This is a genomic window from Hydrogenophaga sp. PAMC20947 (assembly GCF_004795855.1).
Classification (GTDB): Bacteria; Pseudomonadota; Gammaproteobacteria; order Burkholderiales; family Burkholderiaceae_C; genus Hydrogenophaga.
Map to the genome: position 1 here is coordinate 4,307,065 of NZ_CP039252.1, position 13,905 is coordinate 4,320,969.

Consider the following 13,905-nt stretch of genomic DNA (forward strand, 5'->3'; position numbering starts at 1 on the left):
GGCCCTTTCGCGAGCAGTCGCCCCTCCCCGTGACACCTAGGGTCCGGCTTTGCCGGCCCGTTGGTGTCGCCCCCTTGAGGGGGCCGCGCAAAGCGCGGCAGGGGTGGGTCAATCGCTGTGGCGGGGAGGGCTTAGCTTTGGCAGTCGGCCGGTGTGCGGCGTGTCAGCTTCTTGTCTGCCGCGTACTTGTCGGCGGCCGCCTTGACCATCGGGTTGATGATTTGCTCATCGCCCTTCAGCCAATCGGAAGACCAGACGAACTTCGTGCCGTCCCAGGTGTGGACACGTGCCCAGGCAGCACCCATGTGGTCTTTGCAGCTGGTAGAGATCGGGCGCATCACGCCTTTGAAGCCCAGCGCGTCGAGTTTGGCCTGCGTCAGGTTCAGGTTTTCGTAGCCCCAGCGCGCTTGCTCGCCGGTCATGACTTTGCCCTTGCCAAAGCGCTCTTGCGCTGCGCGCACGCCCTCAACGGCAAACATGGCAGCGGTGAGACCACGCATGTAAAGCACTTCGCCGACCTCTTCTTTTGGCCCGGTGCCCTGACCCTTGTCGTGCAGCTTGCTGATAATCTCCTTGGCCACCGGGGAATCCTGTTCGGCGCCGTGCTGCATCATCACCGCGTTGTAGCCCTTGGCGCCCATGCCCACGTCTTTCACATCAGGTTCGGCACCTGCCCACCACACGCCATAGATCTTCTCGCGGGGGTAGCCAGTGGCCTGGGCTTCTTTCAGCAAGGTGGAGTTCATCACGCCCCAGCCCCAGTTGATCACGTAGTCGGGGCGATCACGGCGGATCTGCAGCCAGGTGGCTTTCTGTTCCACACCGGGGTGGGTGACAGGCAGCAGGGTGAGCGAGAAACCGTGCATGGCTGCGCGCTCTTGCAACAGCGGGATAGGCTCTTTGCCGAACGGGCTGTCGTGGTAGACCAGTGCAATCTTCTTGCCCTTGAGCTTGTCCAGACCGCCGGCCTTGTTGCCGATGTCCTGGATGATGGTGTCGGCAGCCACCCAATAGGTGCCAGCCAGCGGGAAGTTCCACTTGAACACGCCGCCGTCAGCCGATTCGCTGCGGCCATAGCCGGCGGTGATCAGCGGGATCTTGTCGATGGGGGCCTTTTCGGTCAGCGCGAAAGTGATGCCGGTGGAGAGTGGCTGGAACACGGTGGCGCCACCGTTCTTGCCTTTCAGGCGCTCGTAGCACTCGACACCACGGTCGGTGGCGTAGCCGGTTTCGCACTCTTCAACCAGCGTCTTGACACCGTTGATGCCGCCGCGCAGGTTGACGAGTTTCATGTAATCGGCCATGCCGTTGGCAAACGGCACGCCGTTGGGCGCATAGGCGCCGGTGCGGTACACGAGGGAAGGGAAGAACTGCTCTTTGGCTTGCGCCATGGCCGAAGGGGCGACCAAAGCCGCTGACATGCCGATGCAGGCTGCTGACACAGAAAGTACGAGGTTACGAATTTTCATTTCTCTTGTCTCCTAGGGATAAAAACACACACAAAAACCAGGGCCCTTGAGTTCAACCGGCTGACGCTGTTTGTGCATCGGGAATGTCCCCATCGGGATGTACCCTGATGCTCGGCGAGTGCAGACGGTCGAGCTTTCAGTGCGGGAAGGGCCAGAGCCGCAACTTCTGTTTTCCAATGCTCCACAGCTTGGCCAGACCGTGGGGCTCCACGATCAGGAACCAGACGATCAGCGCACCGAAAATCATGAATTCGGTGTGCGATACCGCCGCAGTGGAAATCTCAATGCCCACCATCGAACCGAGGAAGGGCAGGAACTGGTTCAGGAAGATGGGCAGAACAACGATGAAGGCCGCGCCAAAGAAGCTGCCCATGATGGAGCCCATGCCGCCGATGATCACCATGAAGAGCAGCTGGAACGAGCGGTCAATGGAGAAGGCTGCGGGCTCCCACGAACCCAGGTGTACAAAACCCCACAGGCCGCCGGCCACGCCGATGATGAAAGAACTCACGGCAAAGGCACTGAGCTTGGCGTACATGGGGCGAATGCCGATGACAGCCGCGGCCACGTCCATGTCACGGATCGCCATCCACTCACGGCCCACGGCCGAGCGCACCAGGTTTTTTGCGAGCAAGGCAAACACGACCAGGAAGCCCAGGCAGAACAGGTACTTTTCAACTGGGGTGTTGATGGTCCAGCCGAACACCTGCAGGTTGGACACTGAGACCGAGCCCGAAGAGGTGTTGTTGGTGAACCAGCCAATGCGCAGGAAAGCCCAGTCGCAGAAGAACTGCGCCGCCAGGGTGGCCACGGCGAGGTAGAGCCCCTTCACCCGCAAACTCGGTATGCCGAAGATGATGCCCACCAGGGTGGCGAAGACCCCTCCCGAGAGCAAGGCTACGATCAGGGGCATGCCGTCGATGCGGATGTAGGTGTTGTAGGCCATGTAGGCGCCCACCGCCATGAAGGCGCCCGAACCCAGCGAAATCTGGCCGCAGTAGCCCACCAGGATGTTCACGCCGATCGCGGCCAGCGCCAGGATCAGGAAGGGGATCAGGATGGCCCGGTACATGTACTCGTCCACCATGAACGGCACAGCGATGAATGCGAAGGCGATCAGCGCGTAGATGGCCCAGCGGTCTTGCGCGATGGCAAAGATCTGCTGATCGGCGCGGTAAGAGGTCTTGAACTGACCGTTTTCTCTGTAAAACATCGGAATTCCTATACGGTTGGGGAAAGAGCAGGCGCGCTAAGCGGCCCTGGTCTTTTCCGCAAAAACTCAGACTCGGTCAATGATCTTCTCGCCGAACAAACCTTGTGGCCGAAACAGGAGGAACACCAGGGCCAGCATGTAGGCAAACCAGATTTCGATACCACCGCCCACATAGGGGCCAAGGTAAACCTCTGAGAGCTTCTCACCCACGCCGATGATCAGGCCGCCGATGATGGCGCCGGGCACTGAAGTGAGGCCACCCAGGATGATCACGGGCAAGGCGCGCAAGGCCACTGTGGTGAGCGAAAACTGGACCCCCAGCTTGGAACCCCAGATCACACCGGCCACCAGTGCGGTGATACCGGCCACGAACCAGACAATGACCCAGATGCGGTTGAGCGGGATACCAATGGATTGCGCGGCCTGATGGTCATCCGCCACGGCGCGCAGGGCGCGGCCGGTAGATGTTTTCTGGAAAAACAGCGACAGCACAGCGACCAGCAAAGCCGCGACGCAGGCCGCGTAGACGTCCTCCATGTTCACCAGCACACCGCCATCGAACGTGTTCTCAAACAGGAACAGCGGATCTTTGGGCATGCCCACATCGATCTGGTAGATGTCGCTGCCAAACAGGGTCTGGCCCAGGCCGTCGAGGAAGTAGCTGATGCCCAGTGTGGCCATCAACAGCGTAACGCCTTCCTGGTTCACCAGGTGGCGCAAAACCAGGCGCTCGATCAGCCAGGCCAGCACAAACATCACGCAACCCGCCAAGGCAAATGCGATGACGTTGCCCATCAGTTTGCTCTCTATGCCCAGCCAGCCAGGAATCCACTCCGAGAAGCGGGCCATGGCCAGCGCGGCGAACAACACCATCGCACCTTGCGCGAAGTTGAAAACGCCGGAGGCCTTGTAGATCAGGACAAAACCCAGAGCGACCAGTGAATACAGCATGCCGGCCATCAGGCCGCCAATGAATGCTTCGATGAAAAATCCCATGATTTATCTCTCCCCCGTTGCTGGCTCGCTGCGCGCAGCCGCATCCAACCTGAAGGGGGCTGCGCTGGCAGCCTGGCCTGAGCTTGTCAGAGGGCGGTTCTGCGGCGCTCTGGGTTGGCGCATTGGTGTGCGCTGGGTTGTGGTTGTGGAGTGCATGGTGTCGTGTTCCATCAATCTGAAGTACCGAGGTAGGCGGTGATGACTTCTTCGTTGTTGCGCACTTCGTCGGGTGTGCCGTCGCCAATCTTCTTGCCGTAGTCGAGCACCACCACGCGGTCGGAAATGTCCATCACCACGCCCATGTCGTGTTCGATCAGAACGATGGTGGTGCCGAATTCATCGTTCACATCCAGGATGAAGCGGCTCATGTCCTGCTTCTCTTCCATGTTCATGCCGGCCATGGGCTCGTCCAGCAGCATCACCTGGGGCTCCATGGCGAGGGCGCGGCCCAGGTCAACCCGCTTTTGCAGGCCGTAGGGCAGTTGGCCTACCGGGGTCTTGCGATAGGCCTGGATTTCCAGGAAATCAATGATGTGTTCGACGTACTCTCGGTGCTGCTCTTCTTCTTTTTGCGCGGGGCCGATGCGCAGCGCCTGCAGGAAGATGTTGCTCTTGATGTGCAGGTTGCGGCCGGTCATGATGTTGTCGATCACGCTCATGCCCTTGAACAGCGCCAGATTCTGGAAGGTGCGGCCAATGCCCATTTCGGCCACCTGGCGCGAGCTCATGTGGTCAAACTTCTTGCCCCGAAACGTGATGGAGCCTTCTTGCGGGGTGTAGACGCCGTTGATGCAGTTGAGCATGGAGCTCTTGCCTGCGCCGTTGGGGCCGATGATGGCGCGCACCTCGTGCTCCTTCACGTTGAAGGAGATGTCGGTCAGCGCGTTGACACCGCCAAATCGCAGGCTGATGTTGTTGACGTCGAGAATGACGTCGCCGATTTTTTTATCGCTCATACAAATGTCCGTTCACCGTGAGCCTGTCGAGGGGCTTGCGCCATGTTGATCTGGGTGGCGTTGGGCTTCATGCGGCGGCCTTCACCTGGGCAAAGGTCTTGGCGTCGGCAACCTTGAGCGTGGCGCTCACGCTGCCGGTGCGTCCGTCTTCAAACTTCACCTGGGTTTCGATGTACTGCTCGGTTTTATCGCCATAGAGGGCGTCGATCAGCACGCCGTACTTCTCGCCGATGAACCCGCGGCGAACCTTGTTGGTGCGGGTGAGCTCACCGTCATCGGCATCGAGCTCCTTGTGCAGGATCAGGAAGCGGCTCACCTGGCTGCCTGCCAGCAGTTCGTCGCGGCTCAAATCGGCGTTGACTTTCTCCACACAGTCGCGGATGAGTTCGTACACCTCGGGTTTTTGTGCCAGGTCGGTGTAGCCCGCATACGGCAGGTTCTTGCGCTCGGCCCAGTTGCCAACGGCTTCCATGTCGATGTTGACCATCACGCAGACCTTCTCGCGCTGGTCGCCGTAGGCCACCGACTCCTTGATGTAGGAGAAGAACTTGAGCTTGTTCTCGACATACTTGGGCGCAAACATGGCGTTGTCAAAAACGCCGCCCTTGATGCGGCCCACGTCTTTCACCCGGTCGATGATCTTGAGGTGGCCCGATGCGTCGATGAAGCCGGCATCGCTGGTGTGGTACCAGCCGTCGGCGGTGAGCACCTCTGCCGTGGCCTCGGGGTTTTTGTAGTACTCCTTGAGCAGGCCCGGCGACTTGACCATGATCTCGCCGTTGTCGGCCAGCTTGATCTCCACGCCTTCACACGGCACACCCACGGTGTCGGCGCGCGCTTCGTGATCGGGCTGCAGGCAGACAAACACGGCGGTTTCGGTCGAGCCGTAGAGCTGCTTCAGGTTGATGCCGATGGAGCGGTAGAAGCTGAAAAGGTCTGGGCCGATCGCTTCGCCAGCGGTGTAGGCCACCCGCACGCGGCTGAAGCCAAGGGTGTTGCGCAATGGGCCGTAGACAAAGAAGTTGCCCAAGGCGTATTTGATGGAGTCGAGCAAGCCGATGGACTTGCCGTCCATGCGGTCGGGCCCCACGCGCTGAGCCACAGCCATGGCGGCATGGAACATCTTGCGCTTGATCGCACCGGCGTCTTCCATGCGGATCATCACCGTGGTCAACAGGCCTTCAAACACACGGGGCGGTGCGAAGTAGTAGGTGGGTCCCACTTCATTCAGATCGATGGCCACCGTGGCGCCTGATTCCGGGCAGTTGACCACGTAGCCCGCCACCAACCACTGGGCGTAGGAAAAGATGTTCTGCCCGATCCAGGCGGGTGGCAGATAGGCCAGCACCTCGTCGGATGCCGTGAGCTTGTCGAACCTGGCGCCCACCGCGGCGCGGTCGATCAGGGTGCTGTGGGTGTGGACCACGCCCTTGGGTTTGCCCGTGGTGCCTGACGTGAAAAACATCGACGCCACATCGCTGGGGCTGGCCTTGTCCACTTCGCCCTGGAACAGCTGGGGATGGATCTTGGCAAAAGCCTGGCCGGCGGCAATCAGCTCTTCCATGGCGCTCAGGCCCGGCTCGTCGTACTTGCGCAGGCCGCGCGGATCGTCAAAGTAGATGTGGCTGAGTTGCGGACATTCTTCGCGAATCTCCAGCATCTTGTCGACCTGCTCCTGATCCTCCACCACGGCGAAGCGCACATCGGCGTTGTTGATGGGGTAGACGCACTCACCACCCACCGCGTCCTGGTACAGCGGCACAGGAATGGCGCCCAGCGACTGGGCCGCGAGCATGGTGGCGTAGAGGCGGGGGCGGTTGGCACCGATGACGATCATGTGTTCGCCGCGCTGCAGGCCGGCCTGATGCAGGCCGCACGCGATAGCCTCGACCAGCTTGGCCATCTCGGCCCAGGTGGTGGTCTGCCAGATGCCGTATTCCTTTTCACGCATGGCCGCGCCGGTGGGGCGCGTTTTGGCGTGGTCCAGCAAGAGCCGGGGGAAAGTCGTTTGCATGTGTGTCTCCAGGGTCCGCAACCGGTAGGGCCAGAGGCCCATCAGTGGTCACGTCGATTCATTCTGGGGTCCATACTAGGCTGAAGTTTGACGTTATGTTGTCAGTCGGACGACAATTCACGGGTCTCCCCGCCTAGGACTTTCCCTTAGCCATGCCATCCCAATATGCCGTCGACCGGCCCTCCCCCTTGCGAAAAAGGGCGCGTGCGCTCACCGAGCAAGAGCTCAACCAGATTCCCTGGCTCAAGGGCCTGACCGCTGAGGAGCGCGAGCGCGCCCAAGGGGATTTGATGGTCACGCAGGCACAGGTGGGTGACTACGTGTGCCGCATCGGGCGCCCTGCAGCGTACTGGTTTGGGTTGATCGAAGGGTTGCTCAAAATGAGCAACGACGAAAGCCAGGGGCCCGTCATCACCTTCACTGGCGTGGCTCCGGGGGGGTGGTTTGGCGAGGGCACGGTGCTCAAGCACGAGCAGTACCGCTACAACATCCAGGCCCTGCGCACCAGTCTGATCGCCGGCATTCCGGTGGCCACGTTCGACTGGCTGCTGGACCATTCGATCGGTTTCAACCGCTTTGTCATGAGCCAGCTCAATGAGCGCCTGGGTCAGTTCATTGCGGCTCGTGAAATCGATCGCATCAACAACCCCGATCTGCGCGTGGCCCGCAACCTGGCGGCCCTGTTTCATCCTTTGCTCTCCCCCAATGTGGGCGGCGTGTTGCGCACCACCCAGCAAGAGCTGGCTTACCTGGTGGGCCTGTCGCGGCAGCGGGTGAACGAAGCTTTGACCACGCTGTCGGCCAAAGGCTGGATTCGGGTGGAGTATGGCGGCGTGCGCGTGTTGGACTTGCAGGCGCTCCGATCGGGTGATCTCTGATGCGCCGTTGGGCGGAAGATGGTGCTGCATTGGCAAAAACCGGGACTTTCGGGGTTTGGCGCGCCCGCATTCTGGGATGATCCCCCCATGACCTCCGACGACGACAAGAAAACCCCTCCCCGCACACTCAAGCTCGACCCGAGCGCCGCCAAGGCCAAAAAGCCGGCTGATCCGTTTGCCCCGCGCCGAGCGCCGGTGCGCCCACCCGGCCCGGCCCGCGCCAAAACCGTGTCGGCTTCGGCGCCCAAACCACCGTCCCGCCCCCAGGGTGCCGGGGGGGCCGACCGCGGGCCTGGTGCCGAGCGCCCGCGTTTCAACGCCGATCGCAATGGCGATCGTCCAGGCGGCACGGGTGCGGGTCGTTTTGACCAGGGCCGGCCCCGGTCCGGACCAACGGGGGACGATCGCGGCCGTGGCCGGGACGACCGTCAGGATCGAAGCCCTGGTGACCGGCGCGGGCCATCCGCCGCGCCGCGCCCGGCGCCCGCTTTTCAGCCCCACCGGCCCGACCTGGCTAGAGTGGGCAATGTGCGTGGAGAGGTGCGGCTGAACAAGCGCATGGCCGATCTGGGGCTGTGCTCTCGCCGTGAGGCCGATGCCTGGATCGCACGCGGTTGGGTGCTGGTCGATGGCGAGCCTGCCGTGATGGGCATGCCCGTGGCCCCCGACGCCAAGATCGAAGTTTTGCCTCAGGCCCGCCACCAGCAGGCCGGGCAAGTGACCATCCTGTTGAACAAGCCCATGGGCTACGTGAGCGGGCAGCCTGAAGACGGCCACGAAGCGGCGGCCACCCTGATTGGCGCGCCCAGCCAATGGCGTGGGGATGCCCGCCACCCGGCTGACGCTCGGCGGTTCGCGCCCGATCACACCCGGGGCCTGGCGCCTTGCGGCCGCCTCGACATCGACTCGATCGGCCTGCTGGTGCTGACCCAGGACGGCCGCATCGCGCGCCAGCTGATTGGCGACAGCAGTGGCGTGGAAAAAGAGTACCTGGTGCGTGTGCAGTGGGCGCCCAATGGGCCCCAAGGCCAAGGTGTCATTGCCCAGGACGTGCAGTCGGTGTTTCCCGAGGCGCTGCTGGCGCGACTGCGCCACGGACTGAGCCTGGACGATCAGCCGCTCAAGCCCGCCCAGGTCAACTGGATGAACCCCGAACAATTGAGCTTTGTGCTGGTCGAGGGCAAAAAACGCCAGATCCGCCGCATGTGTGAGCAGGTGGGCCTGCACGTGGTGGGCCTGAAGCGCATCCGCATCGGCAATGTGGTGCTGGGCAACCTGCCTGTGGGGCAGTGGCGGTATCTGGGCGAGAGCGAGGGGTTTTGAGCGCCTTGCGCACCCGCTGGTCCGACTGACCTGCTCAAAAGGATGGCTTTATCGCCACAATGGGTCATGAACGCATCTACCCCACCGGGCAAGCCCAATCAGGCCCTGCTTCGACACCTCCGCCCCACGGACCTGAAGGCCGCCGCCCAGCTGGCGACCCAGGCGACACATGGGGTGATCAACCTCGTTGAGGGCGTTCACAGATCGGTGCACCGTCAGCTGGGGCTCTCCAAAAGCGCCGCGCCAGAGCAGACCGGTGGACTCACCGGGCAGATCTACCGCGGCATTCGTGGTGTGGCTGCGCTGGTGGGGCAGGGCATGGACGGACTGCTCGGTGTGCTGCTGCCGCTGCTGGACGACCCAGCCACCCATCCCGAGGCCTCGCCGCAACGCGACGCTGTACTGGCCGCGTTGAACGGCGTGCTGGGTGACCGACTGGTGGCCACAGGCAATCCGCTGGCACAGGCGATGGAGTTGCGGGTGGATGGCAAAGTGCTGGCGCTGAGCGCACCCGACGCTCTCAAAAACCAGCTGGGCGAAGCGGTCAGCCCGCACGTGGTGTTGCTGGCCCACGGCCTGTGCATGAACGATACGCAGTGGCGGCGCGACGGGCACGACCATGGCGCCTACCTCGCCGAATCATTGGGTTGCACGCCGATTTACGTGCGTTACAACAGCGGTCGGCACACCTCGGAAAACGGACGCGACCTTGCCTTGTTGCTGGAGCAGCTCGTGGCTGCCTGGCCGGTGCCGCTGCAGCGCCTCACGATCTTGGGGCACAGCATGGGTGGGCTGGTCGCGCGCTCGGCTGTGCAGGTGGCGCGAGAGGCTGGCCTGGCCTGGCCTGGCCAACTGCGAGAGCTCGTGTTCCTGGGCTCGCCGCACCACGGCGCGCCGCTGGAACGAGCCGGCCACGGGGTGGACGTCTTGCTTGGCGTCACGCCGTTCACCGCGCCGTTTACCCGGCTCGGTCAACTGCGCAGCGCCGGTATCACCGACCTTCGCCATGGCCATGTCCTCGATGCCGACTGGCAAGGGCGCAGCCGCTTTGGCTCTGCCGAGGACCACCGTGTGCCACTACCCTTGCCAGAGGGTGTGGCCTGCTTCACGGTGGCCGCCACGCTCGCCGCGCAACGGGGCCTGCTGGCGGATCGCCTGACCGGTGATGGCCTGGTGCCACTGGACAGCGCCTTGGGGCGTCACCAGGAACCCAGTCGCAGGCTCGTGTTTGCGCGCGACAGCCAGCGCATCGTCTACCGCACGGGCCATCTGGACCTGCTGTCCAGCCCGGCAGTGGCGCAACAATTGGTGGACTGGCTGGGGGACTCGGCGGCGCCTGACGCCTGACATCTGAACGCCGTGGAATTTCAGGCGCAGGCTGTGGTGTTTGTGCGCAATTGCGCGTTTTCCCTGTCGTATCAACAGCCCTGTTTTGATAGCATCGCGCCCATTCGCTCGCTCGCCTTCTCAGGCGGGTGTGGTGCCGTCAAATCAGGGAGTGTCAAGCGTGATCAAACAATGGGCGATGGGGTGGGCGTGTGTCCACAGGGGTGGTCGTGGCTGGTCAGTTGGGGCTGCGCTTGCTGTGTGTGCGGTCTCCCTGCAGGCGCAGGCGGCGAATGAAATCGTGGTCGGGCAATCTGTGCCTTTGACCGGCGTGGCGGCATCGGTGGGTATCCCTCTGGCCGCGGGCACACAGGCGGTGATTGATGCGGTGAATGCCACGGGCGGCATCCGCGGGACCAAAATCAAGTTGATCACGCTGGACGACAACTTCGTGCCCGCCCGTTCACACGAGAATGTGAAGAAGCTGGTCGGCGAAGACAAGGCGGTGGCGGTGCTCAACGTGATTGGTGCGCCCAACAGCGAAGGCCTGGTCAAACAAAACATCTTGTCCGACGCCAACGTGCCGCTGATCGGTCCGTTCACGGCTTCGTCGGGTGTGCGCGCGCTTAAAAGCCCTCACATATTTTTTGTCGCGGCCGGCGCGCAGCACGAAGCCGACACCATGGTCAAGCAGGCGCGATCGATGGGGTTGACGCGCTTTGGGGTGATGTACCAGAACGACCTGTTCGGGCAGGACGGGCTGGCCGAAGTTCAGCGGGCCGCCAAGGAGGTGGGCGCGGAAGTGACCGCCACGGGGCCTTTTGAGCGCAACGCCGAAGACATCCAGCCTGCGATCGATGCCTTGGGGAAATCGTCGGTCCCGGTCATTTTCATGTTCGCGCCCGGGGTGACCAGCGCCAAGTTTGCCGCCATGTACCGCAAGCAATACGGCAAAGGCACCTTGCTGATCTCGTCCAGCGCGGGCAGCACCAGCGCGATCGTGGCGGCTGCGCCGACACCAGCCGACGCTTCTGGCATCGGGCTGGTGCAGGTGTTGCCCAACCCGGCCAGCAACAAAGAGGGGATCTCCAAGGACTACCGGGCGCACATGAGCAAGTACGGTGGCAAAGACTGGAAACCCTCCAGCTATGGCTTGCAAGGGTATGTGAGCGGTCGCCTGCTGGTGGATGCCTTGAGGGCTGTCCAGGGCCCGGTGACGGGCGCCAGCGTGATCGACGCGCTGGAGGCCATGAAAAAGCACGCCGTCAGCAGCCTGGTCTACGATTTTTCCAGTGGCAACCGCCAGGGCATGACCTACACCGAGATCGGCATCATCGGCTCCGCCGGCAAGCTGCTGAACTGATCGGGCGCCCGCCACCCGTGGGGTTTTGTTGCCTCAGATACCGGGCGTTGTCCGCTTGGCGGGGGTTTGCGTCTTGAATTTTCGAGGGACGCCCATAATTGCAGGTTGCCTTGCCAGTGGCTCCTGTCGAGCCGTGGCGTGTCCTGTCCCTCAGATATTCCGTACGTATGAGCAAACAAACCCTGTCTTTCCAGGCCGAGGTCGCACAGCTGCTGCACCTCGTCACCCATTCGCTGTATTCCAATCCCGAGATCTTCTTGCGCGAGCTGGTGTCCAATGCGTCGGACGCCTGCGACAAGCTGCGTTTTGAGGCGTTGAACGACGCAGCGCTGTTTGAAGATGCGCCCAACCTCGATGTGCGCGTGTCCTTTGACAAGGCCGCCAAAACCATCACCATCACCGACAACGGCATTGGCATGAGCCAGGCCGAGGCCGTGGAGCACCTGGGCACGATCGCCAAGAGCGGTACCAAGGACTTCATGGGCAAGCTTTCGGGCGACCAGAAGAAAGACTCGCAGCTCATCGGTCAGTTTGGCGTGGGCTTTTACTCGGGCTTCATCGTGGCCGACCAGATCGTCGTCGAGTCGCGCCGCGCCGGGATGCCCGCCAACGAAGGTGTGCGCTGGACCAGCGGTGGCACCGGTGAATTTGAAGTGGAAGCCATTGAGCGCGCCGCACGCGGCACCACCATCACGCTGCATGTGCGCGAAGACCAGGCCGAGTTCCTGAGCCACTGGAAACTCAAGTCGCTGGTCACCAAATACTCCGACCACATCAGCCTGCCCATCCTGATGCAAAAGGAAGAGTGGGATGCCGAGAAGAGCGAGCATGTTCAGAAAGACGAGTGGGAAGCCGTGAATTCGGCGAACGCACTCTGGGCGCGCAGCAAGAAAGACATTTCCGACGAGCAGTACGTCGAGTTCTACAAGAACCTCAGCTACGACCAGGACGCGCCGCTGGCCTGGAGCCACAACCGCGTGGAAGGCAGCACCGAATACACCCAGCTGCTCTACATCCCGGGCAAGGCGCCCATGGACATGTGGAACCGCGATCGAAAAGCGGGCATCAAGCTCTACGTGCGCCGTGTCTTCATCATGGACGAGGCTGAGAGCCTGATGCCTTCGTACCTGCGCTGGGTCAAGGGTGTGGTGGATTCGGCCGACCTCCCGCTCAACGTGAGCCGGGAGCTGCTGCAGGAAAGTCGCGATGTGAAGGCCATCCGCGAGGGCAATACGCGCCGCGTGCTGGCCATGCTGGAAGACCTGGCGAAGAAAGACAAAGCACCCGAGGCCACGGAAACCGCTGACGGCGTGACCGATGTGGTGAGCGATGAAGACAAAGCCGCGGCAGAGAAAGACGCCGGGAAGTATTCGGCCTTTTACGCCGAATTTGGCTCCGTGCTGAAGGAAGGCCTGGGCGAAGACTTTGCCAACCGCGAAAAGCTCGCGAAGCTGTTGCGTTACGCCAGCACCACCACCGACACGGTGAGCGTGGGCTTTGCCGACTACAAGGCGCGCATGAAAGAGGGCCAGGACGCCATCTACTACATCACCGGCGATTCGCTCGCCGCGGCCAAAAACAGCCCGCAACTGGAAGTGTTCAAGAAGAAGGGCATCGAAGTCTTGCTGATGGCCGACCGGGTGGACGAGTGGGCGATGTCCCATGTGCAAGAGTTTGACGGCACCCCGCTGCAAAGCGTGGCCAAGGGCGCGGTTGATCTGGGCAAGCTGCAGGACGACGACGAGAAGAAAGCCGCCGAAGCCGCGGCCGAGAGCTTCAAGCCCACGCTGGACCGGCTGAAAGAAAGCTTGAAAGACAAGGCCAAAGATGTGCGCGTGACCACGCGTCTGGTCGATTCGCCGGCCTGTCTGGTGGTCGAAGATGGCGACATCTCCAACCAGCTGACCCGCATGCTCAAGGCCGCGGGCCAGCCCGCGCCCACCAGTCAGCCGATCCTGGAAGTGAACGCAGAGCATCCATTGGTGAAAAAGCTGGAAACCTCGGCCCATTTCGACGACTTGGCCCACATCCTGTTTGACCAGGCTTTGCTGGCCGAAGGCGGTTTGCCGGATGACCCAGCCACCTATGTGAAGCGGGTAACGTCCTTGCTGGTTTGAGGGGCCCGCCTGGCTCAAGCGCCGGGCTCTACAGAAAGGCTTGAGGCACCCATGTGCCTCAAGCCTTTTTTGCGACGGTCCATCGCCTGGAATGGCCCCACGCCACGACTGCCTGGGTACTGACTGCTCCGAACGAAATCAGCCAAGCCCGCTTTCAAGATTCTTATGCACGCTGCCGTGTTCGCATCGTGCGTGCATTCTGGCCTGGCGTTCAAGAAGCACGTTGACAGCCTGCCGCACAATGACCTGA

The 13,905-nt window shown here is 62.3% G+C and carries 10 protein-coding genes; 5 read left to right on the plus strand and 5 right to left on the minus strand.

Going from position 1 to position 13,905, the window contains the following annotated elements; translation table 11 throughout:
* Positions 1-131: 131 nt before the first annotated feature.
* The 5 genes from E5678_RS19655 to E5678_RS19675 all read right to left on the minus strand — a co-directional run bounded on the left by E5678_RS19655 (position 132) and on the right by E5678_RS19675 (position 6,648).
* Complete coding sequence (locus E5678_RS19655; RefSeq protein WP_136180088.1) at positions 132-1,469, minus strand: ABC transporter substrate-binding protein; 1,338 nt, start codon at positions 1,467-1,469, stop codon at positions 132-134.
* Positions 1,470-1,605: 136 nt separating this feature from the next.
* Positions 1,606-2,682, minus strand: coding sequence for a branched-chain amino acid ABC transporter permease (locus tag E5678_RS19660; RefSeq protein ID WP_136180089.1), 1,077 nt, complete (start codon positions 2,680-2,682; stop codon positions 1,606-1,608).
* Between the two features lie 66 nt (positions 2,683-2,748).
* Positions 2,749-3,678 (minus strand): branched-chain amino acid ABC transporter permease, encoded by a 930-nt coding sequence (locus tag E5678_RS19665; RefSeq protein ID WP_136180090.1) that lies wholly within the window; start codon positions 3,676-3,678, stop codon positions 2,749-2,751.
* Between the two features lie 170 nt (positions 3,679-3,848).
* Entirely contained in the window at positions 3,849-4,634 is a 786-nt protein-coding gene (locus E5678_RS19670; RefSeq protein ID WP_136180091.1) for an ABC transporter ATP-binding protein, read from the minus strand.
* Between the two features lie 67 nt (positions 4,635-4,701).
* Positions 4,702-6,648, minus strand: a complete 1,947-nt coding sequence (locus E5678_RS19675) for an AMP-binding protein (RefSeq protein ID WP_136180092.1) — start codon at positions 6,646-6,648, stop codon at positions 4,702-4,704.
* 152 nt (positions 6,649-6,800) lie between these two features.
* Between E5678_RS19675 and E5678_RS19680 the strand changes: the two genes are divergently transcribed.
* The 5 genes from E5678_RS19680 to htpG all read left to right on the plus strand — a co-directional run bounded on the left by E5678_RS19680 (position 6,801) and on the right by htpG (position 13,655).
* Entirely contained in the window at positions 6,801-7,526 is a 726-nt protein-coding gene (locus tag E5678_RS19680) for a Crp/Fnr family transcriptional regulator (RefSeq protein WP_136180093.1), read from the plus strand.
* A gap of 87 nt (positions 7,527-7,613) precedes the next feature.
* Positions 7,614-8,849, plus strand: coding sequence for a pseudouridine synthase (locus E5678_RS22925; RefSeq protein WP_348770355.1), 1,236 nt, complete (start codon positions 7,614-7,616; stop codon positions 8,847-8,849).
* A 66-nt stretch (positions 8,850-8,915) separates the two neighbouring features.
* The gene (locus tag E5678_RS19690) at positions 8,916-10,196 is read left to right on the plus strand and encodes an alpha/beta hydrolase (protein ID WP_136180095.1); all 1,281 of its coding nucleotides are present in this window, start codon (positions 8,916-8,918) and stop codon (positions 10,194-10,196) included.
* Positions 10,197-10,434: 238 nt separating this feature from the next.
* Positions 10,435-11,538: an ABC transporter substrate-binding protein gene (locus E5678_RS19695; protein ID WP_168708615.1), complete on the plus strand. Its 1,104-nt coding sequence runs from the start codon at positions 10,435-10,437 to the stop codon at positions 11,536-11,538.
* A 167-nt stretch (positions 11,539-11,705) separates the two neighbouring features.
* Complete coding sequence (gene htpG, locus E5678_RS19700) at positions 11,706-13,655, plus strand: molecular chaperone HtpG (protein WP_136180097.1); 1,950 nt, start codon at positions 11,706-11,708, stop codon at positions 13,653-13,655.
* The last annotated feature ends 250 nt before the right edge of the window (positions 13,656-13,905 follow it).